General features: G+C 64.4%; 20 protein-coding genes. 2 read left to right on the top strand and 18 right to left on the bottom strand.

Features of this window, described 5'->3' with window-relative positions; translation table 11 throughout:
• Positions 1–97 precede the first annotated feature (97 nt).
• Complete coding sequence (locus tag ABMD26_RS20980) at positions 98–1195, top strand: glycoside hydrolase family 5 protein (protein WP_354311573.1); 1098 nt, start codon at positions 98–100, stop codon at positions 1193–1195.
• Here the strand turns inward: ABMD26_RS20980 and ABMD26_RS20975 are convergent.
• The 8 genes from ABMD26_RS20975 to gmd all read right to left on the bottom strand — a co-directional run bounded on the left by ABMD26_RS20975 (position 1179) and on the right by gmd (position 11301).
• Positions 1179–2462: a hypothetical protein gene (locus ABMD26_RS20975; RefSeq protein ID WP_192000529.1), complete on the bottom strand. Its 1284-nt coding sequence runs from the start codon at positions 2460–2462 to the stop codon at positions 1179–1181. The two genes, ABMD26_RS20980 and ABMD26_RS20975, sit on opposite strands and share 17 nt — an antisense overlap.
• A gap of 28 nt (positions 2463–2490) precedes the next feature.
• The gene (locus ABMD26_RS20970) at positions 2491–3438 is read right to left on the bottom strand and encodes a glycosyltransferase family 2 protein (protein ID WP_122743314.1); all 948 of its coding nucleotides are present in this window, start codon (positions 3436–3438) and stop codon (positions 2491–2493) included.
• On the bottom strand, positions 3435–4793 hold the full coding sequence (locus ABMD26_RS20965) for a lipopolysaccharide biosynthesis protein (RefSeq protein WP_192067130.1): 1359 nt from the start codon (positions 4791–4793) through the stop codon (positions 3435–3437). The genes ABMD26_RS20970 and ABMD26_RS20965 overlap by 4 nt, the downstream gene beginning before the upstream one ends.
• Before the next feature lie 14 nt (positions 4794–4807).
• Positions 4808–6202: an undecaprenyl-phosphate glucose phosphotransferase gene (locus tag ABMD26_RS20960; protein WP_049859294.1), complete on the bottom strand. Its 1395-nt coding sequence runs from the start codon at positions 6200–6202 to the stop codon at positions 4808–4810.
• Between the two features lie 114 nt (positions 6203–6316).
• Positions 6317–8539, bottom strand: coding sequence for a GumC family protein (locus ABMD26_RS20955; RefSeq protein ID WP_122743316.1), 2223 nt, complete (start codon positions 8537–8539; stop codon positions 6317–6319).
• A gap of 1 nt (position 8540) precedes the next feature.
• Entirely contained in the window at positions 8541–9047 is a 507-nt protein-coding gene (locus ABMD26_RS20950) for a polysaccharide biosynthesis/export family protein (protein WP_049859292.1), read from the bottom strand.
• Positions 9048–9073: 26 nt separating this feature from the next.
• Complete coding sequence (locus tag ABMD26_RS20945) at positions 9074–10228, bottom strand: outer membrane beta-barrel protein (RefSeq protein WP_049859291.1); 1155 nt, start codon at positions 10226–10228, stop codon at positions 9074–9076.
• A 41-nt stretch (positions 10229–10269) separates the two neighbouring features.
• On the bottom strand, positions 10270–11301 hold the full coding sequence (gmd, locus tag ABMD26_RS20940; RefSeq protein ID WP_049859290.1) for a GDP-mannose 4,6-dehydratase: 1032 nt from the start codon (positions 11299–11301) through the stop codon (positions 10270–10272).
• Between the two features lie 775 nt (positions 11302–12076).
• On the opposite strand from gmd, the gene ABMD26_RS20935 reads away from it, so the two are divergent.
• Positions 12077–13594, top strand: a complete 1518-nt coding sequence (locus tag ABMD26_RS20935) for an MFS transporter (RefSeq protein ID WP_354311568.1) — start codon at positions 12077–12079, stop codon at positions 13592–13594.
• Between the two features lie 209 nt (positions 13595–13803).
• Here the strand turns inward: ABMD26_RS20935 and ABMD26_RS20930 are convergent, their stop codons facing one another.
• The 10 genes from ABMD26_RS20930 to ABMD26_RS20885 all read right to left on the bottom strand — a co-directional run bounded on the left by ABMD26_RS20930 (position 13804) and on the right by ABMD26_RS20885 (position 24995).
• Positions 13804–14259, bottom strand: a complete 456-nt coding sequence (locus tag ABMD26_RS20930) for an REP-associated tyrosine transposase (protein WP_134721868.1) — start codon at positions 14257–14259, stop codon at positions 13804–13806.
• 512 nt (positions 14260–14771) lie between these two features.
• Positions 14772–16022 (bottom strand): ABC transporter ATP-binding protein, encoded by a 1251-nt coding sequence (locus tag ABMD26_RS20925; protein WP_354311565.1) that lies wholly within the window; start codon positions 16020–16022, stop codon positions 14772–14774.
• On the bottom strand, positions 15905–16582 hold the full coding sequence (locus tag ABMD26_RS20920) for a hypothetical protein (protein WP_354311563.1): 678 nt from the start codon (positions 16580–16582) through the stop codon (positions 15905–15907). The genes ABMD26_RS20925 and ABMD26_RS20920 overlap by 118 nt, the downstream gene beginning before the upstream one ends.
• A gap of 285 nt (positions 16583–16867) precedes the next feature.
• Positions 16868–18526 carry a dipeptide ABC transporter ATP-binding protein gene (locus ABMD26_RS20915; protein ID WP_354311561.1) on the bottom strand — a complete coding sequence of 553 codons (1659 nt, stop codon included), beginning with the start codon at positions 18524–18526 and terminating at the stop codon, positions 16868–16870.
• The gene (locus ABMD26_RS20910) at positions 18523–19389 is read right to left on the bottom strand and encodes an ABC transporter permease (RefSeq protein ID WP_354311854.1); all 867 of its coding nucleotides are present in this window, start codon (positions 19387–19389) and stop codon (positions 18523–18525) included. Before ABMD26_RS20910 ends, ABMD26_RS20915 begins: the two co-directional genes overlap by 4 nt.
• A gap of 52 nt (positions 19390–19441) precedes the next feature.
• Positions 19442–19624: a hypothetical protein gene (locus ABMD26_RS22295; protein WP_122741984.1), complete on the bottom strand. Its 183-nt coding sequence runs from the start codon at positions 19622–19624 to the stop codon at positions 19442–19444.
• Between the two features lie 33 nt (positions 19625–19657).
• Positions 19658–20989, bottom strand: a complete 1332-nt coding sequence (locus ABMD26_RS20900; RefSeq protein WP_354311559.1) for an LLM class flavin-dependent oxidoreductase — start codon at positions 20987–20989, stop codon at positions 19658–19660.
• A gap of 20 nt (positions 20990–21009) precedes the next feature.
• Complete coding sequence (locus tag ABMD26_RS20895) at positions 21010–22296, bottom strand: acyl-CoA dehydrogenase family protein (RefSeq protein ID WP_354311557.1); 1287 nt, start codon at positions 22294–22296, stop codon at positions 21010–21012.
• A 48-nt stretch (positions 22297–22344) separates the two neighbouring features.
• Positions 22345–23280: an ABC transporter permease gene (locus tag ABMD26_RS20890; protein WP_354311555.1), complete on the bottom strand. Its 936-nt coding sequence runs from the start codon at positions 23278–23280 to the stop codon at positions 22345–22347.
• Positions 23277–24995, bottom strand: a complete 1719-nt coding sequence (locus ABMD26_RS20885) for an ABC transporter substrate-binding protein (protein WP_354311553.1) — start codon at positions 24993–24995, stop codon at positions 23277–23279. Before ABMD26_RS20885 ends, ABMD26_RS20890 begins: the two co-directional genes overlap by 4 nt.
• Positions 24996–25007 lie beyond the last annotated feature (12 nt).

Genomic DNA, 25007 nt, shown 5'->3' with positions numbered 1-25007 from the left:
TAATGCAGCGCCGTAGAAAGGCTGCGGGAGCTTGGACGATTCGGCTTATTCGTCTGAAGCGTGGTAATCGATTGTCTTCTATCCATAGGCTGAGCCCATGAACATCAAAAGGTTGTATTCACGTGCAGTGTCCGGGCGCGCAGTACCTTTCGTGCCGAAACTCGATGCCTCACGCCCTCGCCGCACACTGCTGAGTGCGGCGATGGCGTTGGTGCTGGGCTCTGGCGCCGCATTCGCGGATGTGCCGATGACACAGGTCAACGTATCGGGGGCCGAGTTCTCCGAAAATGTGTTTCCGGGCGTGGAAGGTACGCACTATTTCTTCCCGCGCGAAGGCTTCTTTGCCAACTGGAAGCGTCGTGGCGTTCAAAGCGTGCGCTTCCCGTTCAAATGGGAGCGACTGCAGCCTACGCTGGGGGGGCCGCTGGACCCTGTCTACGCCAAGCTGATCGACAAGATGCTGGTGCAGGCCGCACAGGCCAACATGCAGGTGATCCTGGACGTGCACAACTACGGGCGCTACCGCGGCAAGATCATCGGGACCCGGGACGTCACGGTGGATCACTACAAGAACCTCATGAGTCAGATAGCGCGCCGCTGGAGTGGTTACAGCGCCCTGGCCGGCTACGACCTGATGAACGAGCCCCACGACGAATCCGACGCCATCTGGCCGACGGCCGCTCAGGCGGGCATCGACGCCATTCGGGCGATCGACAAGAACCGTCCGATCTACGTCGAGGGTCGTTCGTGGGCCAGTGCCGAGCGCTGGCCGAACTACAACAACGATCTGCTCAAGCTCAAGGACCCGTCCAACAAGCTGATCTTTTCCGCGCATATCTACCTCGATCCTGACGGCAGTGGTAACTACAAGAATCGAATTTCCGGCACATGGAATCCGGATATCGCCGTGAACCGGGTCAAACCCTTCGTCGAGTGGCTCAAGCGCAACGGCAAGAAAGGCCACATCGGCGAATTCGGCATCCCTGACAACGACCCGCGCTGGCTGGACGCGGCCGAGCGTCTGCACAAGTACCTGGCCCAGCAGTGCATGCCCCTCACCTACTGGTCGAGCGGCCCCTACTGGGGTGGTTACTTCATGGCGGTCGAGCCGATCAACGGCCAGCCTCGTCCTCAATGGACAGTCATGGGCCGGTTCCTCAAAGAGCCGAAGTGCAAGGCTATCGGCCCGACGTAACTGCAAGGCCCGCAGTATCGGCCGGTCGTCCCAGCGGACGATCGGCCGGTTGCGAAGCCGGCACCCTCACCTGCCCGTAATACACGAATGCCGCAACCGCGAGCGCTGCGATGTTGCCGTCATACATCATGGCCGGCGACAGGAACAGGTTGATCAGGTTGAAGCACATGTCGAGAACAAAGGCAGCGAGCAGGTCACCTTTGTTCCGGCACTGGCGACTGATTCTCCAGAATCCGACGAAATACACCAGAATGATCAGCGGCATGATGAAGCCGTAGCGGTACATCACGCCCAGCACACCCACGTCGGACAGGTAGAAGTAGGAGCTGTACAGGCGCGAGAAACCGCCCTGCCACTGCAGCGACAGTGCGCCCATCCCCACGTACCAGTTCGCGGCCGTATCGCGCAGGATGATCGCCGTTGTATCGGCACGCACCCCACCCGGCTCGGTCGCTTCCTGCACCAGGGCCATCAAACGCTCGTACTGGGCTTCGAACGGCGCTGGCATCACCATGTAGGCCACCCCGCCCACGACGATGATCGCCAGGCCCAGCTTGACCAGCACGTGCAGGTGCGCGCGAAAGATCCACAACGCGGCCAGGGTCCACACCAGCATGGTGTTACGCGTCTGCAGCACCAGCCACAGGTAGGCGGCGAACAGGCCCAGCAACAGCACCGGTACCAACTCGATACGGCGGCGCAGGCGGTACATCAGCATCATGGCGCACAGCGAGACGTAGGAGCCGCCAATGCTGAAGCGGTCCGGACGCAGAGGGTTGAGGCCGTAGTCCTTCTCGTCGACGTTGAAGGCGACCGCAGCGTTTTCCGGGACGATCTTGAAGTAGTAGAGAAAGCCGACCGCCACACACGCCAGGCCGCCGATCAGGAAGCAGCGCTCGAGCTGCTCCTGGGTTGGCTGCGCCTTGAGCATCAGGTACAGCGCCGGAAAGAACAGCAGGTACAGAAAGTTGCGGCGCTCTTCGAGCAGGCCGTAGAACACAGGCTGCTCGAAGTGATACCAGGAAAACAGTGCCGACATCACCGGCAGTGCCACGCCCATGAACAGGATCCACATACTGGCCCGCGACTGCCACGGGCGTTGCCACATGGCCAGCAGCAGCACGGCCGCGCCTACCACGCCGGCCAGGTACAGTTCGCGCAGGTACGGCAAGCCTGCCAGCTTGTTGTCGGTCAGGAAAAGAAAGCCGGAGTTGACCACCACCAGCAGGCACAACAACGTGCGCGGATTGAACAAAGCCTGGAGCATGTCCGTTACCTCGTGGACGATAGATCACTCAGCGCCATTTGAACGCCAAGCCCTCGGTGATGCCCTTGATGCCGAACTTGATGTTCTTGGCACTGCCGCGGTTCTGCAACACGGTGATCGCGCCCAGGGCGATCGCCGAGAAGAAGGTGCATGCGGTCGAATGGAAGCGCTTGTTGTACATGATCGCGGCGCGGTTGCGGTAGAAATGAAACATGTGGCTGCGGCCTTTGGTGCTGCCGCTGTCGCCATGACGGGCGAAACTGTCGAGGGCCACGCGGCCATGCCAGCCCACGGCGGCGGCACGACGTTCCCAGTCCACTTCTTCGGAGTACATGAAGTAGCGGTGGTCCATCATGCCGACCTCTTCGATCACCTCGCGGCGTATCATGAGGCTCGCGCCCATCAGGTAGTCGGGCTCGGGCAGGCCAGCCGTGGGCAGTTGCGCACGGTCCATGTTCTTGCCCATCAGCTTGGTCTTGCCCAGCCAGGGGAACAAGGTGCCGCCGCCGACGCACTGGACCACCTGAGGGCGGTCCGAGTACACCAGCACGGAGGCCGAGAAGCCACACTTGGGCGACTGTTCCAGGGTGTCACGCAGTGCTTCCAGGGCGCCGGGCTCGACGGTGACGTCGTTGTTGAGCAGCCAGATGTAGCGATAGCCTGCGCGCACGGCGTAGTCGATGCCCACGTTGTTGCCGCCGGCGTAGCCGTGGTTGCCTTCGTTGATGATCAATACCCGCTCGTGCGGTGTGTCATAACTGCCGGCTGCGCGCTCGTCGATGACTTGAACGTCCGGGCCGGTCGAGTCGTTGAGGAACTGCTTGAGGCGCGACACGCTGTCGTCCTTGGAATCGTTGTCGATCACCACCACCGGGACGCGGCAATGGGCATCCAGGGCACGGATGCAGTCAATGGTGGTATCGGCGCCATTCCAGTTGAGGATGATCGCGCACACATCGTTGTTGGATCGGGTCATGCTTGAGCCTCCTGTAGAGTGCCACTCTGGCGGTTCTGCCAGGCACGCGCCTTGAATACGACGATCGACATCATCGCCAGATAGATGAAAATGTTTGCTGCCGCGATAGCGATCACCACCGCCAGGGCCGAGCCGCCCCACAGGGCGCCGATGGCCACGGCGCCGAAGCGCAAGGAGGTGGCGAAGACTTCGAAGCCCAGGAAGTAGGCCTGCAGGCGCAACGCCGGGATGGCGACTTCGCACGGCATCGCTGCGAACCGGGCCAGTTCTGCCAGGGCCAGCCAGCGCGCGTATTCGCCCGCTTCGTGCCACTGGGCGCCGAAGGCCAGGGTGAACAGCCACGGCCCGGCGATGACCAGAATCAGAAAGCCTGATGCGCCGATCGCGGTCATCGCGCCGACGCCCTTGAGCAGCAGGCCGACCACCGCCTCACGAGCGTGCACCGCGGCGGCGATACGCGGGTAGAAAACGCTGCCCATGGCCTTGCCGATGAAATTGCTGGGCATGGCCAGCACTTGCAGGCACAGGGCGAAATAGCCCGCCGGTATGGCACCGAACAGCGAGGCCAATACCAGTGTGGGCATGTGCACCGACAGCGCGTTGATCAACACCTGCGGGGCACGGAAAAGGGGGAAGTCGCGGTATTCGCTGGCCAGTTGGCGCAGGGTCTTGCGCGGGGCCTCGTCGACCTCGGTCGCGTCGGCCGGTGCTGGCTTGCTCATGGCCATGCCGATCAGGATCAGCAGGCTGTGAACCACGTAGTACAGCGCGCTGGTGACCACCAGCATGGTCGCGCTGTTGTTGAACAGGCCGCCGACACTGCGCATGCCGTTGTAGACCAGGGCATGGCTGGTGGCCGCGCGGGCGGTCAGGCGGTAGCGGCCATGGCGATACAGCCACTGCTGGAGCACTTCGAGGACCGCCGAGCTGAACATCACCAGCGGCAGCAGCATCAGGTACGGGGTGAGCAGTTCCAGGTTCCAGCGCTCGGCCAGCATCGGCCCCCAGAACAACAGCACGACCGCCACCAGCAGGGACACCAGCAAGGCGACCACGGTAGCCAGCTTGGCCAGCCCGCTGGCGTCGCGATGGCGCTGCGGCAGGACGATGGCCATCGACCAGGTCAGGCTGCAGGCCGGAATCAGGATGATCGTCAGGCTGAGGAAGGTACCCACCACCCCGAACGCTTCGGGGCCGTAGATACGCATGATCACCGGGATCAGCGCCAGGTTGATCAGCTGCGCGCCGGCCGAGCCGCCGAGCGCTGTCGCCAGGTTTCGCACCATGCGGTTCTGGCGCAGCTGCTGGATCAGGCCGGGGGCCGCTGCCGGCCCCTGGCTCAAGTCGTGTTCCATCCCAGCCTCCGGGCTCAATAGATGTTCCGTGAGAACAAGGTGAACGGGGTCTTGATGAGGATCTTGATGTCCAGCCACAACGACCAGTGATTGATGTAGGCCAAGTCACGCTCCAGGCGCCCCTGCATCTTGTCCAGGGTATCGGTTTCGCCGCGGAAACCGCTGACCTGGGCCAGACCGGTGATGCCCGGCTTGATGCGATGACGCGCCATGTAGGCCATCAGCTTGTCGCAGTAGTAATGGTTGTGGGCGATCGCGTGGGGACGCGGACCGACCAGGGCCATTTCGCCACGCAACACGTTGATCAGTTGCGGCAGTTCGTCCAGCGACGAGCGACGCAGGAATGCACCCACGCGGGTCACTCGCGAGTCGTTGCGGGTGGCCTGCTTGACTTCCTGGTCGTCGTGCATGCGCATCGAGCGGAACTTGAAGACGTGGATCACGGTGCCGTTGCAACCGTCGCGCCCCTGGCGGAAGAACACCGGGCCTGGCGAGGACAGCTTCACCGCCACCGCGCAGGTGATCAGCACCGGAGCCAGGACCACGATCGCCAGCAGTGCCAGGCTGCGGTCGATCAGATCCTTGGCCATGGCGGCGGCCGGGTGCGAACTCAACGGGGTTTCGTTGAGGTAGATGGCCGGGAACTGTTCGATCTGCGAGATCGACTGGTTGAGCAGCATCATGCTGCCGAAGTCCGGCACCCAGACCACGTCCACAGCCAGGTCGAGCAGGTCGACGTAGATCGATTCGATCTGCACCATGCGATCCAGTGGCAAGGCGATGTACACCCGGCGTACCTGTTCGCGCTGGACGATGTCGCGCAGTTCGTCGAAACCACCCAGGTGCGGTACACCCGGCACCGGCACCCAGTCGGCATCGACTTCGGCGTCGGGAGCAATCACGCCCAGCACCGGAACGCGCGGCTTGAGCTGACGAGCCAGCTTGCCGGCCAGTTCCCCGGCGCCGATGATCACTGCCTTGCGTTCGTTCTTGAGCCGCTGGTTATGGCGGTTGAGCAGGAAGCGCAAGGGAATGAACGTCGCCGCCTGGGCCAGGAAGCCGTAGACGATCAGCTTGACGGCCATGCCGGGCGCCAGGCTCTGCGGACTGCCGCTGAGGTAGATGACCACGGCCAGCGCGGCGACCAGGGTCAGCCAGCCGCCGAGCAGGCGCAGCAGGCCGCTGAGGTAGTTCAGGCGTTTGTGGTAGACGTGCAGGAAGCTGTAGACCGGAACCGAGGCAAGCACCCCGATCATCATCAGCACGCGGTACTGCGGCGGGAATTCATTGAAGTGTGCGTACAGCACACTGAATGTGAGCGCGCATGCCAGAGCGGCACCCGCGAGCCACATGGTCCAGAACGTCAGGCCCCGGCGGTTTACCATCGGGTGCAAGCGAGGCGCAATCATGGAAGTTTCCTCAGCAGACAAATGCGGCGTGGATTGGCATTTTCCGTAACGCGGCCAGCCGGGCGCACTGCTCGCCCCAAGGGGTGAGCGGCGCGGCTGCAAGGTCGGAAAGGTTTATTGGGCCGGGGCTGCCGGCAGGTAATCGTAGTAGTGGTCGCGACGCTGACCGGGCTCGGGACGCGAGACCTGGTTGAGCACCACGCCGGTGATCGGCGCGCCGGTCTGCAACAGCTGACCGATGCTCTTGCGTACCAGCGGCATGCTCGTGGCCTCGGACTTGATCACGTAGATCACCGAATCGGCCATGCCGCACAGCAGTGCCGCATCGCTCACCGACTGGCTGGCCGGGGTGTCGAGGATCACGCGGTCGTAGCGGTGACGTGCCCACTCCAGGAAGGTCTGCATGCGCGTGCTGGCCAGCAGTTCCTGCGGGTTGTAGGGCATTTCGCCGGCGCAGATCACGTCCAGGCTACCGATGCTCTGCAGGCAGTCATCGACGCCCGCCTTGCCGGCCAGCAACTCGGCCAGGCCGATGTGGTGAGCGTCCAGGCCCAGGTTGGTGGCCACTTTCGGACGGCGCAGGTCGGCTTCGACCAGCAGCACGCGTTCGACGCGAGCCATGGCACCGGCCAGGTTGATGGCCAGGGTGGTCTTGCCTTCGCCCGGCGTGGTCGAAGTCAGTACCAGGGTCTTGCGACGGACATCATCGTCGTTGAGCATCACACCGGTGCGCAGGGTCCGTACGGCTTCGGCGAAAGCCGCGTCGTCGTTGCGCTCGAACTGGCGATGGATGCGCGAACGGTTGCGGCGCTTGAGCATCGGCACCACGCTGAGAACCGGCAGGTGCAGATTGCGTTCGACGTCGGCGCTGTTCTTGAAGCTGTTGTTCCAGGCTTCACGCAGCAGGGCAATGGCGCAACCGGCAATCAGCGACAGCAGTGCAGCCAGGACCACCAGGATGGCCTTGCGTGGCGTGGTCGGGAACAGCGGTGCGATGGCCGGATCGACCACGCGGGCATTGCCCGAGACCAGGTCGGCGGTCGCCATGGTTTCGCGCAGCTTGGTCATGAAGGTGTTGTACACATCACGGTTGCTGTCGACGTCGCGCTGCAGTTCACGCAGGGCGAACTCCTTGCGGGAGATGTCCTGGATTTCCTGCTTGTTGCTGTTGAACGAGGAGCGCAGTGCGTTCTCGTTGTCCTGCGCCAACTGATAGTTGTGCTGCAGGCCGGCGACGACTTGGCTCACCTGGCTGCGCAGGCTGGCCTGAGCGGCTTGCAGTTCGGAGCGTGCGGCAACCATCTGCGGGTGCTTGTCGCCGTAGCGCTGGCTGTATTCGTCGACACGCGCCTGGGCGGTGGCGGCGACGGCCTGGAACTGCTGGATCACCGGGTTGTTGATGACCGCAGGCACGCTGGACAGGTCCAGGTTGCCGCCGCGGGCCAACAGACCCTGCACCTGACGGTACTGGCTCTGGGCATCGGCACGTTCACGGCGCGCATCGACCAGACGGTCGCTGGTGCGAGCCAGCTCGTTGGCGGTGATGGTGGCAACGCCGCCGACGTCGACCAGGCCCTGGCCATCGCGGTAGGCCTGCAGCTTGCTTTCAGCCTGCTGCAGTTGGGTACGCAGTTCCACCATGCGGGTGTTCATCCAGCGGCTGGCGTTCAGCGATTCCTGCTGCTGCGAAGACTGGCGGCTGGCGAGGTAGCCCTGGGCCAGGGCGTTGGCGGTGGCCGCGCCGGTTTCGGCGTCGGCCATGGTCACGCCGATGCTGACCAGATGGCTCTTGCCGACGACCGTGACGCTGGTGCGCTGACGCAATTCCATCACCGCGCTGTTGAAGGCCTGCTCGTCGGTGTAGTTCAGCTCCTGGTGCCAGCTCTGTGGGAACCAGTCGGCATGCCAGTTGGACAGTTGCGCCTTGATCTTGGACAGACGCGAGGCTTTCTGCCGTGGGTCCAGTTCTTCATGGTGCGACAGGTCCAGCTCACGCACGGCGCGCTCGGCCACTTCGCGGCTCTGGATCAGGCCCATCTGGGTCTGCAGGTAGTCGCTGTTGGGATCCGGACGGTCCGGCGTCTGCTGGAACGTGATGACCTGGTTGCCACTGGGCTCGATCACCAGGGTGGCGACGGAGCGGTAGGTCGGCGTCATGTTCAGCGCGTAGATCACGGCGGCAGCGGTGCCTACGGCGAAGACGCCGAGGATCATGCCGCGGCGACGCCACAGCGTGCGCCACAGTTTACGTGAGTCCAGTGCGTCGCGATCTTCCGGCGCGGGCGAGGCCTGCCATGGGGCCATGCCCTGGCTGTTTCTTACGGCAATCTGGCTCATCTTAGAAGAACCCCTGATCAATAGTGATGGTGTCGCCCGGTTCTACCGGTGTTGCCAACTGGGCCGGCTTGGCGCTGCCGCCGCGGTTGATGTTGATGCGGTTGACCGAAGCACGCTCGGTCAGACCGCCCGCCAGAGCGATGGCGCGGTCCATGGTCAGGCCCGGCTTGTAGGGATACCCACCCGGCGCCTTGACTTCACCGCCGATGTAGAAAGGACGGTATTCGACGACGCTCACGGTCACTTTCGGATCCTTGAGGTAGTCACCGCTCAGGCCCTTGGTGATGACCCGCTCGATCTCGTCGGTGGTCTTGCCGAGCGCTTTCACGTTGCCCAGAAAGGGGTACGAAAAGGTCCCGGAGTCGTTGAGGTGGACTTCTTCGTTGGTCAGGTCAGGTTCACCCAGGACGGAGACCCGGATGACGTCGCCCGAAGCGAGTTTGTAGGCATCGGCCTGGGCTCCCAGGCTGAACAGTGCCAGTACGACGATCAATGCTTGCTTGAACATGGTGGCTTCTCCCCTTTGGGTCAGGTTCACAGGGACAGCTTGAGGCTGAGCAGGTAGATGTTGCGAACGTAGTCTTCGCTGTCCACGTTCGAGTTGTTGTCCACGCGGTTGTAGCCCAGGGAGACCTCGGCCCAACGGCTGGCGGTGTAGATGATCTCGGCACCGGCGGCGTTCTGGGTGTCGTCGCGACCGCCCGTGCCCAGGTACTCGCGCTGTGCGTGGCGATAGTTGACGTCGGTGGCGAAGAACGACGACCAGCTGTGGCGCCAGCCCAGGCGGCTGCTGGTCACGTGCACGGTGTTGGCACCGTCGTCACCTTCGTCGAAGGCGCGGCGCATGTTCACCGAGATGGTGGAATAGGTGCGTGGCTTGTAGTCCATGCCCACTTCCCAGGTGCCGCTGCCGTAGTCGTTGCTCTGCGAGCTTTCGAAATCCTTGCGCTCGTAACCGGCGCGGGCGGTACCGCTGAGTTTGGCGGTGACGTCGCGGTCGATACCGAACAGCACGCGGTTGCCCTTGCTGTTGCGGCGGTCGAAGTCCAGATAGTCGTAGTCGACGTGGTCCAGCTGGACCAGGGCGCGGGTGCTGCCGCCCAGACGATGGAACCAGGTACCGCTGACGCTGGTGGCGTCGTATTCCTTGTCGTCGTTGATGCCATCGGCGTTGCGATAGCGCTGTTGACGATAGCCGCCACCCAGCTCGATCTGGTTCATGGCGCTGAGGGCGCCGAAGGTGTACTTCAAGCGACCACCCTGGCGGGTGTACTTGTCGTTCTCACGCTCGTCGGCGGAGTCGACGGTTTCTTCGCCGCGCTTGTAATCGAGCGTGGCGTCCAGACGGTTGCGCGAATCGAAGGCCCAGATACCGCTGAGCTCGGCATCGTGGTCGATGTGGCTGGCGTCGGCGTGGTCCAGATAGGTCTGGCTGTCGGCCGAGTACTGGAACTTGTAGCCGGTGTTGCGGGTTTCGCGGGTAAACAACAGGGTCGGCTTGACCGAGGTGATCCACGACGCGTCCTCATTGCGATCCACGGCGCGAAAGTTGTCGTCGTAGCGTTCGCTTATCTCCAGTGTCGGAGTGAAGTTCACGGGGCCCAACTCGACCTTTGCCGGTTCCAACGCCCAAGCGCTCAAGGGCCAGGGCGCCAGCGCCAGGCATGCCATCCACTGTTGTTTATTCATATCCATTCCCACTGCGTAATTCGGGTAGACGCCAGAGGCGACTAGAAAGAAAAGCCGATTTCATTGCGTCGCAGATCGGCCTCGACCATCATCCGGCACAGCTCTTCGAGGCTGGTCTGCGGCTGCCAACCCAGCACTTCACGCGCCTTGGCAGGGTCACCGATCAACAGATCGACTTCGGCCGGACGGTGGAACATCGGGTTGACCTTGACCAGCACCTTGCCGGTCGCGCGGCAGGTGCCGCATTCCGAATCGTCCTTGCCCGACCAGTCCAGGCTGATGTCGACGGCCTTGAACGCCATGCTGACGAAGTCGCGCACGGTTTCGGTACGGTTGGTGGCCAGCACGAAAGTGTCCGGCTCATCGGCTTGCAGCATGCGCCACATGCCTTCCACGTATTCTTTGGCGAAACCCCAGTCGCGCTTGGCGTCCAGGTTGCCCAGTTCGAGCACGTCAAGCTTGCCCAGCTTGATCTTGGCTACGCTGTCGGTGATCTTGCGGGTCACGAACTCACGACCGCGCAGGGGCGACTCGTGGTTGAACAGGATGCCGCTGGTCGCGAAGATGCCGTACGACTCGCGGTAGTTGATAGTCATCCAGTGGGCGTACAGCTTGGCGACACCGTAGGGGCTGCGCGGGTAGAACGGCGTGCTCTCGATCTGCGGAATCGCCTGCACCTTGCCGAACATCTCGGAGGTGGACGCCTGGTAGAAGCGGATCTTGGGGTTGACGATGCGGATCGCTTCAAGCAGGTTCACCACCCCTACCCCGGTGATCTCGGCCGTGGTCAACGGCTGCTCGAAGGACACGCCGACGAAGCTCTGCGCCGCAAGGTTGTAGACCTCGGTGGCCTCGGTGTTCTGCAGCAGGCGAATGCTGGCCGACAGGTCGGTGAGGTCGTACTCGACCAGGTGCAGGTTGGCATGGGTCGCTACACCGAGCTCTTCCAGGCGCCAGAAGTTCACCGAACTGGTACGGCGGTAGGTCCCGTAGACGGTATAGCCTTTTTCCAACAACAGCTGCGTCAGATACGCCCCATCCTGGCCGGTTACACCGGTGACAATCGCTTTCATGCAAATCTCCAGAGTCTTTGGTAAGCAATAACAACCAGTGCAACGCCCGACGGTTCATCCTGAGGAGCTGACCTTGGACAAGCTATTGCAGCAAGGTTCAGTGCGGACATCGTATAAGCATGGCATTGGAGCAAAATAAATCAGGTACACGTCCTGCCCAGCACTGTGAGGCGCTGCAACTGTGGTGTACCCATGGCATTGGCGATCGTGTGCGTCCTGTTCGGTCGCTCTTTGTCAGTGCCGACTCTGGGGCGGCATCGGTAAGGCGAGGTGATACTAGGTGTCGAAACTCCGGCAGTGCAAGCTGAGTGCTATTACTGGCATCCAAATAAATAATCGAAAGCCTGATTTTTTATAAATCCCTTTAAAATCATAGACTTGTATATTCTGAAATGATGGCGCCAAATATCTGCAGGCCAATGGCGCTATTTTTATTGGCGCCAATAAAGGTTTCCCTGTCAGCGCAAGACGAAAGTCCGTCAACCGGCGACGGTTCATTGGCGAAAGCCTGGCAAAGTCTCACGACTCGATGGCGCAACCCAAGGTTCGCGAGGGTTCAGCCGATTGCAGCCGAATAGGATGTGCAACGCCTGCGAAACAGGTTTGTTAAGAAAAAGCGTCACCGGCACTGCCGCCGCTACGCATCAACGCCAGTAAACCGACTTACCGACCGATTTGTTGTCGGGCGTTGCAAAGCACCGCCGCTTGCTTCGCAACCGATGACATGCTGGTATCTGCACCCGTTTGGCCCCGTTATATAAAACAAGGAAGTCCCGTGTCATCGTCTGAATCTGTAAAACGCTGGTGGGTGCTGGTCGCGGTCATGATGGTGTTTCTGCCGGTGGTGCTGGACGTGACCATCCTGCACGTGGCCGTTCCATCGCTGACCCTGGCGTTGCAGGCCAGCGGCACCGAGGTGCTGTGGATCATCGACATCTATCCGCTGCTCATGGCCAGCCTGTTGATTCCCATGGGCACCCTCGCTGACCGGATCGGTCATCGCCAACTCCTGATCACCGGGCTGCGCATCTTCAGCCTCGGTTCGGTACTGGCCGCCTTTTCGCCCAGTGTCGCGGCGCTGATTGCCGCGCGGGCGTTCATGGGGTTTGGCTCGGCGATGATCATTCCCTGCACCTTGGCCATCATCCGCCAGACCTTCGACGACGAGCGCGAGCGCGCGCTGGCGCTGGGTATCTGGGGTGCGACGGGTTCGGCAGGCGCGGCCATCGGTCCGCTGGCGGGCGGTGCCTTGCTGGAGCATTTCTGGTGGGGCGCGGTGTTTCTGGTCAATGTGCCGGTGATGATGATCGTGATGCCGCTGGTGCTCAGGCACGTACCGCGCACCGCCATCACCGGCGACGGCAACTGGACCATTGGTCAGGCCTTGATCCTCATGCTGGGCATCATGGCCTCGGTCTATGCGCTCAAGTCGGGATTCAAGCCTGGCAGTTCGGCGTCGCTCACCACGGTGTCGGTAGTTTTGGGCCTGGGCATGCTGGGCTGGTTCGGGCACAAACAGTTGCACGCCGAGCGGCCGATGCTGGACCTGAGCCTGTTCCGCTCGCCGGCGATCAGCGCCGGGGTGGTCATGGCGCTGGTGGTGATGGGCGCCTTGGCGGGGGTGGAATTGATGCTGGCGCAGGAACTGCAATTCGTCCTCGGACAGACGCCGTTGCAGGCCGGGATGTTCCTGTTGCCATTGATGGTCGCCTCGGCGGTCGGCGGCCCCATGGCCGGGTTGCTGCTGCGGGCCATCGGTCTGCGCTGGGTCGGCAGTCTGTCGCTGGGTGCAGCCAGCGCCAGCCTGGCGGGCCTGGCCATGGCTGATCTGCACCACAGCGGATGGGCGGTGGTCGGGCTGCTGGTGGTGCTGGGCCTGTCCCTGAGCATCGGCCTGACCGCTTCCTCGGTGGCGATCATGAGCAGCACTCCGCCGCACAAGGCCGGCTCGGCCGGCGCACTGGAAGCCACCAGCTATGACCTGGGCACGGGCCTGGGGATCACCGGTTTCGGCCTCGTGCTGGGCAGCGGCTACACCCGTTCGATCCGATTGCCCGATGGCTTGCCGGCAGAAATTGCCGACAGCGCCCGGCAGTCGATCGGCGAAACCATGAGTGCGGCGAAGACCCTGGAAGGTCCGCAGGCGGCCGACCTGGTCGCTGCCGGTCAAGCAGCGTTCAGTACCTCGCACAGCCTGGTCCTGATGTCCGCCGCGACCTTGATCGGCATCTTGGCCGTGATCATCTGGGTAGCCTTGCAGCGCCATGGCCACAGCCACAGCCAGACTCCCTGACGACAAGGCACGCCCATCTACCGCGATCCGTGTAGCAGCGGCGCAAGCCGCGTCCGGCCTCACCGCGCTGCATCAGGCACACCGCCACCACCGCCAACGCGGCTCACGCCGCTGGTGGGAAGCTTTCTCTGCGTTGCAGATCCGGGTTCATCGGCGGATCGAAAACCGTCTTCGCGGGCAGAGGGGCCTGGCCTGCCTGCCACCTCTACTCAGACCCACACAGCATCCCAGAGCGGATAGTCGCCCAAACGCTCGACCAGTCCAGCGCGCAGCGGATTGGCCACCACATACCGTGCAGCGGCCACGACGTTCTCTTCGCGACGTAATGCGCGGTCATGGAAACTCGTTTGCCAGAGTGGTCCGGTGCGGCCGGTGTGCCGGTTGAAAGACTTCGCAGAACGGGATTTCACCTCGCGGATCACATTCGCCAGCGAGCTGGAGTGCAACTCGATCAGCCAGTGCAAGTGGTCGGGCATCAGTACCCATGCCAGCGAAGTTACACGCCCACTGGCCTGTGCCCGCCGTAGTTCGGTGACGACGTGCCGACCCAATGACCAGTCGAGGAAAACGGGCTGGCGTGCGAGCACGACGGTGGTGAGAAGATACGGACGTCCAGGCTCGGAATATCGGCCAAGACGTAGGCTTTTCGAGGTGTAGTTCGGCATGCCGGGCTCTTTGATGAAAAGCAGCAATGTATAGGGTCAGTGATGCTCGGGAACGGGTTGATGATCACTGGATGTGTCGTGGCCGAGGACGCTTTCGCGGGCAGAGACCCGCTCCCACATGGGCCAGGGGCGATCCGGGCGGTGTGGCTGTGGGATGCAGGGTAATGGCTACTGGATGTGTCGTGGCCGAGGGCGCTTTCGCGGGCAGAGACCCGCTCCCACATGGGCCAGGGGCGATCCGGGCGGTGTGGCTGTGGGATGCAGGGTAATGGCTACTGGATGTGTCGTGGCCGAGGGCGCTTTCGCGGGCAGAGACCCGCTCCCACATGGGCCAGGGGCGATCCGGGCGGTGTGGCTGTGGGAGGTAGGGTAATGGCTACTGGATGTGTCGTGGCCCCAGGGCGCTTTCGCGGGCAGAGACCCGCACCCACAGGGATGACTCCGCCGCACCAATGTGGGAGCGGGTCTCTGCCCGCGAAGGGGCCTGGCCTGCTTGACGCGTTTTCACCGGACTACGCCAACGCCAGCTCCTCGTCGTAGGGGTTCTGGGCCTGGCGGCTCCAGAGGCGGAAGTACTGGCCCTGCTGGGCCAGCAGGTCATCGTGGGAGCCGTCTTCGATGATGCGGCCGTCTTCGAACACCAGGATGCGGTCCAGGTGGGCGACCGTCGACAGCCGGTGGGCGACGACGATCACGGTCTTGTCCTGCATGATTTCGTCGAGTTTCTCCTGGATGAACCGTTCGGTGATCGAGTCCAGCGCCGAAGTCGCCTCGTCCATCACCAGAATGGGCGCGTTCTTGAGCAACACCCTGGCGATGGCAATGCGTTGCCGTTGGCCCCCGGAAAGCTTCACGCCACGTTCACCCACCAGCGACTCGGCGCCCTGGTCCATGCCGTCGATGAACGCGCTCGCACCGGCGCGGTGGATGGCCTGGGCCAGTTCCTGGGGGCTGGCATCCAGACGACCGTAGTTGATGTTTTCGGCGATGCTGCGGTGAAACAATCCAGGCTCCTGAGGGATCAGGCCGATCTGCTGGTGCAGTGAATGCTGGGTCACCCTGCGTACATCCTGGCCGTCGATCAATACCTGACCCTGATTGACGTCGTACAGCCGCAACAGCAGGTTGAGCAGCGACGACTTGCCCGAGCCGGAAGTGCCGACCAGGCCAACCCGCTGTCCTGCCGGGATGGACAACTGCAGGTGCTCGAAGACCGGCTTCTGCGGCGAGTAGCCAAAGCTCACATCGCGAAACTCGATGGCCCCGCGCACCGCGGCGAGCGGCTGCGCGTCGGGTTCGTCCACCACTTCATGGGGGCGGATCAAGGTGCGCACACCGTTGGCGATGTTGCCGGTGGCCTCGAAGAAATCCAGGAAGCGCCGCGACAGGTTGGCGACGTCGGTGATGATCAACAGCGACAGACTGGTGGCCATCACGAAGGTCGCGATGTCGATACTGCCCAGGCGCCAGAGGTACAGGGCGATCAGCAGCATGCCGACCTTGAGCGACATTCCGCAGATCGACTGGAACCAGCGGATCTTCTCCATGTAACCGAACGAGCGGCCGGCGGCCTTCAGCTCGCGGTCCAGGTAATCGCCCAGGTAGCGATGCTCGAACGAATGCCGGGCGAACAGGCGGATGTTGGTCAGGTTGGACACCGCATCCACCACCTTGCCGTTGCTGGTGCTGCGCGCCGCCGAGTATTGCTGGGACAGCGGGTGACTGCGTTTGGCCAGGAAATAGCAGACGGTGATGAACCCCACCGACCAGGCCGAGCATGAACAACGCCAGCCAGACCGACGCTGTGGCCAATACCGCCACGGCCAGGGTCAGGGTGACCAGCAGCGGAATCAGGTCGAACAGCAACAGCGCCAGCGCCTGGCCCACGCCCATGGAGACTTCGGAGATCTTGTGCGCCAGGGCGCCGGCGAATTCGCTGCTGACGAAGCGATGGGAATGCCGCTGCAGGGTGGGTCACGGTGCGCCGTTGCAGTGGCAAGACCCGGATGTGCGCGCCGGTGGCGCCGCGGGTACACAGCACTTCGAGCACCAGCAGGCCGGCGAACAGCAGCAGCGGCTTGCTCAAGGTCTGCCAGTTGAGGTTGTCCGCGCTGGCGGTGCTGACCACGCGGGTGATCTGCCCCAGCACCCAGGGCACCAGCACCGTGCAGATGACTGCCACCACCTGCAACAGCAGGATCGCCAGGTACCAACCCCGGAAATGGCCGACGAAGAAACGGGCGAAGGCGAAAGGTGTCTCCGGCAGCGAGTGGATGTTCCAGCTGCGCAGGGCGTGTTGACGTTCCTTGTACGAGTGCTTCAAACGGTAGTCTCCAAGTGTCAGCGGCGCGGGCCGCGTTTGGGGTGTTGCGTTTCTACTGGTGCACCGCGTATACCGCCGACGCGGCTCGCGCCGCTGCTACAGAGGAACGCGTGGACCGTGCGTCCGGTGTGCCGAGCGGATCCTGTAGCAGCGGCGCAAGCCGCGTCCGGTGTGCCGAGCGGACCCTGTAGCAGCGGCGCGAGCCGCGTCCGGTGTGCCGAGCGCGCCGTGTAGCAGCGGCGCAAGCCGCGTCCGGTGTGCCGAGCGGACCCTGTAGGGCTCGGCTCAGATTGCCAGGGGCAGATAGGTGAGCGCACGCAGGGCGCCGGTCTGCAGGGTCGGTACGGCGCTGAGCAAGGCTTGGGTGTACGGGTGTTGCGGGCGGTCGAGGACCTGTCGCACCGCGCCCGCCTCCACCACCTCGCCATCCTTCATCACCAGTACATGGTCACTGACGTGGTTGATCACCCCCAGATCGTGGGAAATGAACAGGCACGCCAGCCCCAGCCGATTCTTGAGGTCGTCGAGCAATTCCAGAATCTGCGCTTGCACCGACACGTCCAGCGCCGACACCGGCTCGTCGCACACCAGAATCTGCGGCTCGGCCGCCAGCGCGCGAGCGATCGCGATGCGCTGGCGTTGGCCTCCGGACAACTCGATAGGCCGCCGATCGAGTACCGCAGCGTCCATCTTCACCAACGCCAGCAAGTGCTGGGCCCGGCTCTCCCACGTTGCACGGGGATGACCCGCCACCTGCAACGCCTCGAACAGCACCTTTTGCACCGTGTAGCGCGGATCGAACGAGCTGAGCGGATCCTGGAACACCACCTGAATGCTGTGCCGAGCCTTCGCCTGCTGCGCCTTGTCGAGATCGGACCAGCGCTGGCCGTTGATCCACACCTGGCCGCTGTCGGGACGTTCCAGCCCCAGGATCATGCGCGTCAGTGTGGTCTTGCCCGAGCCGGATTCGCCGACGATACCCAAGGTCCGACCGCGCTCCAGGCGCAGGGACACCTCCGCGACCACCCTGCGCACCCGCCCGTCCGGACCTGGGAACGACTTGCTCAGGTGTTCGACGCGAAGCAGAACTTCGCCGGCTTGGGGTACCTCGGCAATGGCCGCGGAGTCACCGTAGGCGCGGCGAAAATGCACCGCGGTACCGGCTGACAGCAGGCTCTGGGTATAGGGATGGCGAGGGTCGCGCAGAATCTGGTCGACACTGCCCTGCTCCACGATCACCCCCTGATGCATCACCGCAATCCGGGTGGCCAGGCGTGCGACCACCGCCAGGTCATGGCTGACGATGAGCATGGCCGTGTCTGCGCCGCGCAGTGATTCGAGCAGGCTCATGACCTGCGCCTGAACGGTGGCGTCCAGCGCCGTGGTGGGTTCGTCGGCGATTAGCAGGCGCGGGTTGCAGGCGATGGCCGAGGCGATCAGGGCACGCTGGCGCAAGCCTCCTGACAACTGGCCCGGATGCTGGCGCGCACGCAGTTCCGGCTCGGGAACGCCCACCGAACGCAACAGCTCGATGACCCGCGCATCGCGCTGCTGGCGCTTCAGGTCGGTGTGCAGGCGCAGCGGCTCGGCGATTTCCTGGCCGACCCGCCGCAGCGGGTCCAAGGAACCCAACGCATCCTGCATGACGAACCCCAACTGGGCGCCGCGCAGTTGCAGCCAGTCCTTCTCGCGCAGCGTGCGCAGATCCCGCCCGGCGAACGACAGGCGCTCGGCGCGGACCTGAGCGTGTGCCCCTGTCAGCCCGGCCAAGGTACGCGAGGTCACGCTCTTGCCCGAACCGGATTCGCCCACCAGCGCCAGGCATTCACCGGCGTGCAACTGGAAGCTGATGCCGCGGATCACCGGTTGCGCCTGGCCGGGGAAGGCGACGTGCAGATTCTGTACATCGAGGACCGGCGGCGCTGGCTGGACAATGGCATTCATAAGCGTTTTCCTTCGCTGCGACGCAGCAGTTCACGGCCGATGGCGGTGATCGAAATGACGGTGAAGGTGATCGCCAGCGCCGGCCAGGCGACCAGCCACCAGGCGTTGGCGAGGAAGTTGCGGCCGATGGCGAGCATGGTCCCCCACTCCGGCGCAGGCGGCGGCGCACCGAAGCCGAGGAAGCTCAACGCCGCGCCTGCGGTGATGTTGCTGCCAATGCCGATGGTGGCCAGGATCAACACCGGCTTGATCGCATTGGGCAGCACGTGTCGCCCGATCACCGCGGCGCGCCCCAGGCCCAGGGTGGTGGCGGCTTCCACGTAGCCTGCGCCGCGCACCACCTGGGTCTGCGCACGCACCAGGCGAGCGTAGCGCGGCACGCTGGCGATGCCGACGGCGATGATCAGGTTCAGGGTGCCCTGGCCGAAGAAGGTGATGATCACCAGCGCCAGCAGCAGATCGGGGAACGCCAGCAGCACGTCCACGCTGCGCATGACCGCAGCATCCAGCCAGCGTGGACCCAAGCCTGCCACCACGCCCAGTAAGGTGCCCAGTGCCAGCCCCATGGCCGTGGCCGCCAGGCCCAGCAGCAGCGAGGGTCGCACGCCGTGAATCAGGCGGCTGAACACGTCGCGGCCATTCTCGTCGGTGCCCAGCCAGTGCAGCGCATCGGGCGCGCGATACGCCTGGCGCGCCACGGCATCGAGCGGATCGCTCGACGTCAACAGGCCTGGGGCGATGGCCGCCACCACCAGCAGCAGCACGAAGGCGCCGGCCAGCACCAGGCCTGGGCGCAACCGGGTGCGGGCGCGCCGACGGCCGATGCCGGCGTCCAGGGTGCCCGCCGGGACCGGGCCCAGCATCGTGGGCGATGAACTGATTGCCATGGACGATTCTCCGTACGGCAAGCGCCGATCAAGGCGCCGGGTTGGGGGTCGCGCGATGGATCTCGGCGATCTTGTCCAGCAGGGTTGGGCTGAACTCGATGTCCAGCGCACTGAAGTTCTCCTGCTCACTGTTCTGATGACCCCAGGTCATGGTGCCCAGGCCGAGCAGGCTGACGTTGAGGTCGGTGTTGCCAAGGGTGCGATAGTTCATGGTTCGAATCGGTCCGTTGCGGGCGAGAGAGGTTCAGGCGCTGTGTGCGTACTGGCTGGCCGGATACGGCAGGCCCAGGTGATCGCGCAGGGTGTGGCCGCTGTACTCGTGGCGGAACACGCCGCGCTGGCGCAGCAGCGGCACCACTTCATCGACGAAGATCTCGACGCCGGAGGGAAACATGTCCGGCATGATGTTGAAGCCGTCGGCGGCACCGGCCAGAAACCAGTGCTCCAGGGTGTCGGCGACCTGTTCCGGGGTGCCCACCACCAGGCGGTGGCCGACCAGAATTCGCCGCGACAACTGACGGATGCTGAGGTTTTCCCGACGCGCCAGGTTCAGCTGGGCTTCGAGAAACCCGTGCGAGCCGCGTTCGAACGAGGCCACCGGGCCGATCTTGTCCCAGGGCAAGGGTGCGTCGGGGTCCAGCTCGGCCACGCTCAGGCCGACGCGCGCCGCCACCTGATACAGCAAGCCTTCTTCGCCGTGGAAATCGTTGAGCCGATCGAAGCGCGCGTGGGCTTCGGCTTCGGTACTGCCGATCACCGTCGACAGGCCCGGCATGATCTTCAGGTGCGCCGGATTGCGCCCCCACTGCCGGGCGCGGTGTTTCATTTCCTGATAGAAATCCTGGCCGTCTTCCAGGGTGGTCTGGGTGGTGAAGATCGCATCGGCGTAGCGCGAGCCCAGCGCCTTGCCGCCTTCGGAGGAGCCGGCCTGCACCAGCACCGGTCGGCCCTGGGGCGAGCGCGGCAGGTTGAGCGGGCCCTTGACCGAAAAGTGCTCGCCGACGAAGTTGGGTGTGTGCACCTTGGTCGGGTCGGCGAAACGGCCGCTGGCGGCATCGCCGATGATCGCGTCGTCTTCCCAGCTGTCCCACAGCTTGAGGGTGATGTCGATGAATTCGTCGGCGCGGGCGTAGCGGTCCACATGCAGCGGCGCGCCGGCCAGACCGAAGTTCTGCGCGGCGGCATCGCCGGCGTTGGTCACCACGTTCCAGGCCGCCCGGCCGCCGCTGATGTGGTCCAGCGAAGAGAAGCGCCGCGCCAGGTTGAACGGATCGTTGTAGGTGCTGGACGCGGTGGCGATCACCCCGATGCGTTGCGTGGCCAGCGCCACGGCGGTCAGCAGCACGGTGGGCTCCAGGCGACCGGCCGGGTGCTGCGCCACGTCGCCGCCCAGCGCGGGACCGTCGGCGAGGAAGATCGCATCCAGCGTGCCGCGTTCGGAGATGCGCGCGATGTTGCAGTAATACTCGGCGTCCAGATAGGCATTGGCCGGCACCTCCTCCGCCCGCCAAGCGGCTGCGTGGGCGCCGAAGCCGAGGATGTTCATGCCGATGCTCATTTGCGGTTTGGGGCTCATGACGGTTCCTTGGAAACGGTTCAGACGGCGCTGGCTTCGTCGTGCAGCGCAGCGTCGGGTTCGGACTGGGCGGCGTCGTGCGCGGCCTGCGAGGCGCGCCAGGCGGCATTCGGGCTGATGCCGTTGAGGTAGTAGTTACCCAGCGCCCGCTCGCGGTAGATCGCCGGGTTGTGCGAGGCCAGCGTGCGGGCGTTGCGCCAGTGCCGGTCCAGGCGCCGCGACTGGCTGGTGGCCGAGGCGCCGCCGACTTCGAACAACAGCGTGGTGGCCTCCAGCACCTGCTCCAGCACGATCTGCTGAGCCTGAAAGGCGCGCACTTCGGCCTCGGTGTAATGGGCTTCACTGGCCTGCCCGGCACGTTCGGCCTCGTAGACGTTCTGCAACACCTGGGCGACCGCCAGCACCTGGGTCTGCGCGGCATAGGCCAGGCTCGACAGGCGACCGACGACGCGCTGTACGAGTGGATCTTCCTTGGGGCTGGACTGGCCCGGCATGCCAAAGGCGCGGGTCCGGCCCTGAACGAACTCGCTGGCATCGCGCAGCACCGCCCTGGCGATCCCGGCCAGGGTCGCCAGGTGAAACAGCTGATAGAACGCCGAAATGTAGGACTCGGGACGCTGCTCGCCGGCTGCATAGCGGCGCAACACGTACTCGGACGGCACCGGGACATTGTCGAAACGCGTGGTGCCGCTGCCCGACAGGCGCTGGCCGAAGCCGTCCCAGTCGTCATCGCGGCTCACGCCGGGCGCGTTGGTCGGCACCGAGACGCTGACGAAGTCCTCACCGGTCAGCGCCGACACGGCGATCCAGTCGGCGTACAGGGTGCCGGTGCAGTAGAACTTCTTGCCGTCCAGGCGCCAGCGCTGCTCACCTTCGGCCGTGAGGGTCACGCTCTGCTTGCTGGTGTCGGTGCGCTCGGCCATGGCGGCGCCCCACAGGTCACCGGCGACCACCTTGCCCAGCCAGTACGCCTGGGACTCGGCTTCGTCGCGGGACAGGCGGCCTTCGACGAAGCCGAAATGCGCGCGCAGGATGTGCGGCAGGTTGGAATCAGCCTCGGCCAGCTCGATCAGCAGCTCGAACAATTGCGGCAGGCTGGCGCCACCGCCGCCCTGCTCGTGAGGCACGCGCAGCGCGCCGAAGCCGGCCTCGCGCAGCCAGTTCACCGCATCGAAGGCCAGCTCGCGATGCTGCTCGCGGGCCAGCGCGGTGTCCTCGATGCGCGCGAAGATCTCGGCAAAGGGGGCCCGCAGGCGGGCGTAGTCGGAAGCCAGCGGAAAACCGCCGGTACGCTGTTCAACACTCATGATCATTCCTTGCGTCATCGGGCTGCCGAGCAGCCATGAAAATTCGGGTCATGCGGGCTTCACTCGCGGGTCGACCCAGTGGTTGATCAGGTCCACCACCAGGTTCACCGCCACATAGATCGCCGCCGCCAACAGGGTGATGCCCAAGACCATGGGCACGTCCTTGGCATTGGCGGCATCGAGCATCAGCCGGCCGATGCCTTGGCGGGAAAACAGCAACTCCACGATCACCGCCCCGCCCAGCAGGCTGGCGAACACGAAACCGGCCAGGGTCACCAGTGGCACCAGCGCATGGCGCAGGGCATGGCGCAGGCGCACGCCGGTTTCGGACATGCCCCGGGCGCGCGCCATGGCGATGAAGGGTTGGTCGAGGATGTCTTCCAGCTCCTGACGCAGCACCTGGGTCAGTACGGCGGCGAGTGGTAGGGCCAGGGCCAGGGTCGGCAGGATCAGCGACTGCCAGCTGCCCGACCCCGAAGGTGGCAGTACATGCCAGTGAAAGGCGAACACCAGCAGCAACAGGATGCCGATGACGAACGAGGGCGCCGACGACAGCACCAACTCGGTTCCCGACACCAGCGAGCGCACCCACGGGCTGCGCTTGGCCGTGGTGATCGCGCTAATGACCGACAGCAGCACGGCCACCAGCGCCGCGCAGATCGACAGCTGCACCGTGGCGCCGATCTGTGCGCCAATCGCCCGCGTGACCGGAATGCGCAGGCGATAGGACTCGCCCAGATCGCCCTGGGCCAGGCGAGCGATGTAGTGGCCGTACTGCACGATCAGCGGCTGATCGAGGCCATACTCGGCGCGCACCCGCACGATCATCTCCGGGGTCGGCATGGATTCCGGGCCGCCGAGAATGGCCAGTGCGGGGTCGCCACCGCTGAGGTTGATGGCCAGAAAGGTCAGGCTGGCCGCGCCCCACAGCACCCCGACACCGGCCAGCAGCCGCCAGAAAATCCTGATTGCGATACTGTTCATTCAGCCTCCGGTTGCAGCCACAGGCTGGGCAGGAAAACGGTGTTGTGGGAGGTGTCGAAGATCACCCCGGCAAGGCGTTTGGAATACGCCACCAGCACATGGCTCTCGAACGACGGCACCACCGGCACTAACTCGGCCAGACGCTGCTGTGCCTTGCTGTACAGCGGTTGCAACTGCGCCGGATCGTGACTGCGCCGTGCCGCGGCCAACAGTCGATCCAGCTCGGCATCGCGAAAGCGACCGGCGTTCTGGCCGATGCGTTTTTCCGAGGTGATGGAGTCGCTGTGGTAGAGGATGTACAGGCCGTCCGGCGTATTGGTGTGCCAGTAACCGCCGCCGATGATCTGGAAATCGCCGGCATAGCGGCGGTCGGTGGCCTGGGCCACCGGCAGCAATTCGATGCGCAGCTGGAAGCCGAGCTTTTTCAGGTCCGCCTGAATCGCCACCGCCACGGCGCTGGAGAAGCTTGGGCTCTCGGTGGCCAACAGCGTCGCCCCCAGCCGCTGCCCATTGCGGGTGCGATACCCCTCAGCGTCGCGCGCAGACCAGCCCGCCTCATCGAGCGCGGCGTTGGCCGCCTTGGGGTCGTAGGCCAGCACATCTTTGTAGGCCGGGTCGTAATAGCGCGTATTGGCGGCGAGAAAATCAGCCTTGGGCCGGAACTCGCCGAAACCGATGATCCAGGCCAGGCCCTCGCGATCGATCCCCTTGGCCACCGCACGACGCACGCGCACATCGTCGAACGGTGCCCTTTCCACGTTGAAGGTCAGGCTGCGAAACGGATTGCCCTTGCGAATGCGGCTGCGCAGGGTCAGCGCCGTCGACTCGCGAATGCCCTTGGCATTCTGCGGCGGCGCGTCCAGGGTCAGGTCGGACTGTCCGGCCTCCAGTGAGGTGAAGCGGATCATCGCCTCGGGCACGAAACTCAGCTCGATGCGATCCAGGTAGGCTTCGCCCTGGTGGCGTGTGACCGGCGGCGACCAGTCATAGCCTTCGCGGCGCACGAACACCGCGCCCTGGTCGCGGGTGTAGCTGTGCAGCACGAACGGTCCGGAGCCGACCGGATGCTCGGCTATCGATTTCGGCGCCTCGAGAATCTGCTTCGGCGAGATCATCCCCAGCCAGGACTGCGCCAGCACGTCGAGAAACGGCGAGTAGGGTTCGCGCAAGGTGGCCTCGAAGGTGTACTCGTCGAGCACTCGCCCCTGCACATAGGGCGCGATGTAGGCCGCAGCCAGCGGTGATTTGGTGGCCGGATCGCGCATGTGCTCGAGGTTGATCTTCACTGCCTGGGCGTTGAAGGGCTCGCCATCGCTGAAAGTCACGCCCTCGCGCAGGTGGAAGGTGTAGGTCAGGCCGTCGTCCGACACCTCCCACGACTTGGCCAGCCAGGGCGAGACGTTGCCCTGCTCGTCCTGATAGACCAGGCAGTCGTAGAGCACCCGCCCAAGCCACTGCACGTTGCCATGGGAAATGGAATGCACATCGAAGGTGCCGGTGTCGGCCGCGGTGGTCACCCGCAGGGTACCGCCGCGCTTGCCCGGCCCGGCTTCGTGGTAGTCGCTGGCGGGATAGCTGATCAGGTCGCCGTCGACGATACCATCGGTGCTGGGCGCGCGGGTGACCGGCGCACTGGGGGCTTCGGTGCCGGGTGAGCACGCCGAAAGCACGAGCATGGTGCCGACCAGTGCTGTTCTGAGAAACACGAAAGTCATGAGCGGGCAGCC

Origin of the sequence: Pseudomonas sp. PvP001 (genome assembly GCF_040546375.1) — a bacterium.
Classification (GTDB): Bacteria; Pseudomonadota; Gammaproteobacteria; order Pseudomonadales; family Pseudomonadaceae; genus Aquipseudomonas; species Aquipseudomonas coleopterorum.
The sequence above is the reverse complement of the archived record's forward strand: the minus strand, read 5'-3'. Positions and strand labels throughout refer to the sequence as shown.

Bases quoted from the DNA above. Each gene is read 5' to 3' on its own strand.
- gmd (WP_049859290.1), bottom strand. From the start codon at position 11,301: ATGAAAGCGATTGTCACCGGTGTAACCGGCCAGGATGGGGCGTATCTG.
- ABMD26_RS20970 (WP_122743314.1), bottom strand. From the start codon at position 3,438: ATGACCCGATCCAACAACGATGTGTGCGCGATCATCCTCAACTGGAAT.
- ABMD26_RS20955 (WP_122743316.1), bottom strand. From the start codon at position 8,539: ATGAGCCAGATTGCCGTAAGAAACAGCCAGGGCATGGCCCCATGGCAG.
- ABMD26_RS20900 (WP_354311559.1), bottom strand. From the start codon at position 20,989: ATGAGCCCCAAACCGCAAATGAGCATCGGCATGAACATCCTCGGCTTC.
- ABMD26_RS20930 (WP_134721868.1), bottom strand. From the start codon at position 14,259: ATGCCGAACTACACCTCGAAAAGCCTACGTCTTGGCCGATATTCCGAG.
- ABMD26_RS20885 (WP_354311553.1), bottom strand. From the start codon at position 24,995: ATGACTTTCGTGTTTCTCAGAACAGCACTGGTCGGCACCATGCTCGTG.
- ABMD26_RS20915 (WP_354311561.1), bottom strand. From the start codon at position 18,526: ATGAATGCCATTGTCCAGCCAGCGCCGCCGGTCCTCGATGTACAGAAT.
- ABMD26_RS20910 (WP_354311854.1), bottom strand. From the start codon at position 19,389: ATGCTGGGCCCGGTCCCGGCGGGCACCCTGGACGCCGGCATCGGCCGT.
- ABMD26_RS20965 (WP_192067130.1), bottom strand. From the start codon at position 4,793: ATGGAACACGACTTGAGCCAGGGGCCGGCAGCGGCCCCCGGCCTGATC.
- ABMD26_RS20980 (WP_354311573.1), top strand. From the start codon at position 98: ATGAACATCAAAAGGTTGTATTCACGTGCAGTGTCCGGGCGCGCAGTA.
- ABMD26_RS22295 (WP_122741984.1), bottom strand. From the start codon at position 19,624: ATGAACTATCGCACCCTTGGCAACACCGACCTCAACGTCAGCCTGCTC.
- ABMD26_RS20945 (WP_049859291.1), bottom strand. From the start codon at position 10,228: ATGAATAAACAACAGTGGATGGCATGCCTGGCGCTGGCGCCCTGGCCC.
- ABMD26_RS20950 (WP_049859292.1), bottom strand. From the start codon at position 9,047: ATGTTCAAGCAAGCATTGATCGTCGTACTGGCACTGTTCAGCCTGGGA.
- ABMD26_RS20890 (WP_354311555.1), bottom strand. From the start codon at position 23,280: ATGAACAGTATCGCAATCAGGATTTTCTGGCGGCTGCTGGCCGGTGTC.
- ABMD26_RS20895 (WP_354311557.1), bottom strand. From the start codon at position 22,296: ATGAGTGTTGAACAGCGTACCGGCGGTTTTCCGCTGGCTTCCGACTAC.
- ABMD26_RS20975 (WP_192000529.1), bottom strand. From the start codon at position 2,462: ATGCTCCAGGCTTTGTTCAATCCGCGCACGTTGTTGTGCCTGCTGGTG.
- ABMD26_RS20960 (WP_049859294.1), bottom strand. From the start codon at position 6,202: ATGATTGCGCCTCGCTTGCACCCGATGGTAAACCGCCGGGGCCTGACG.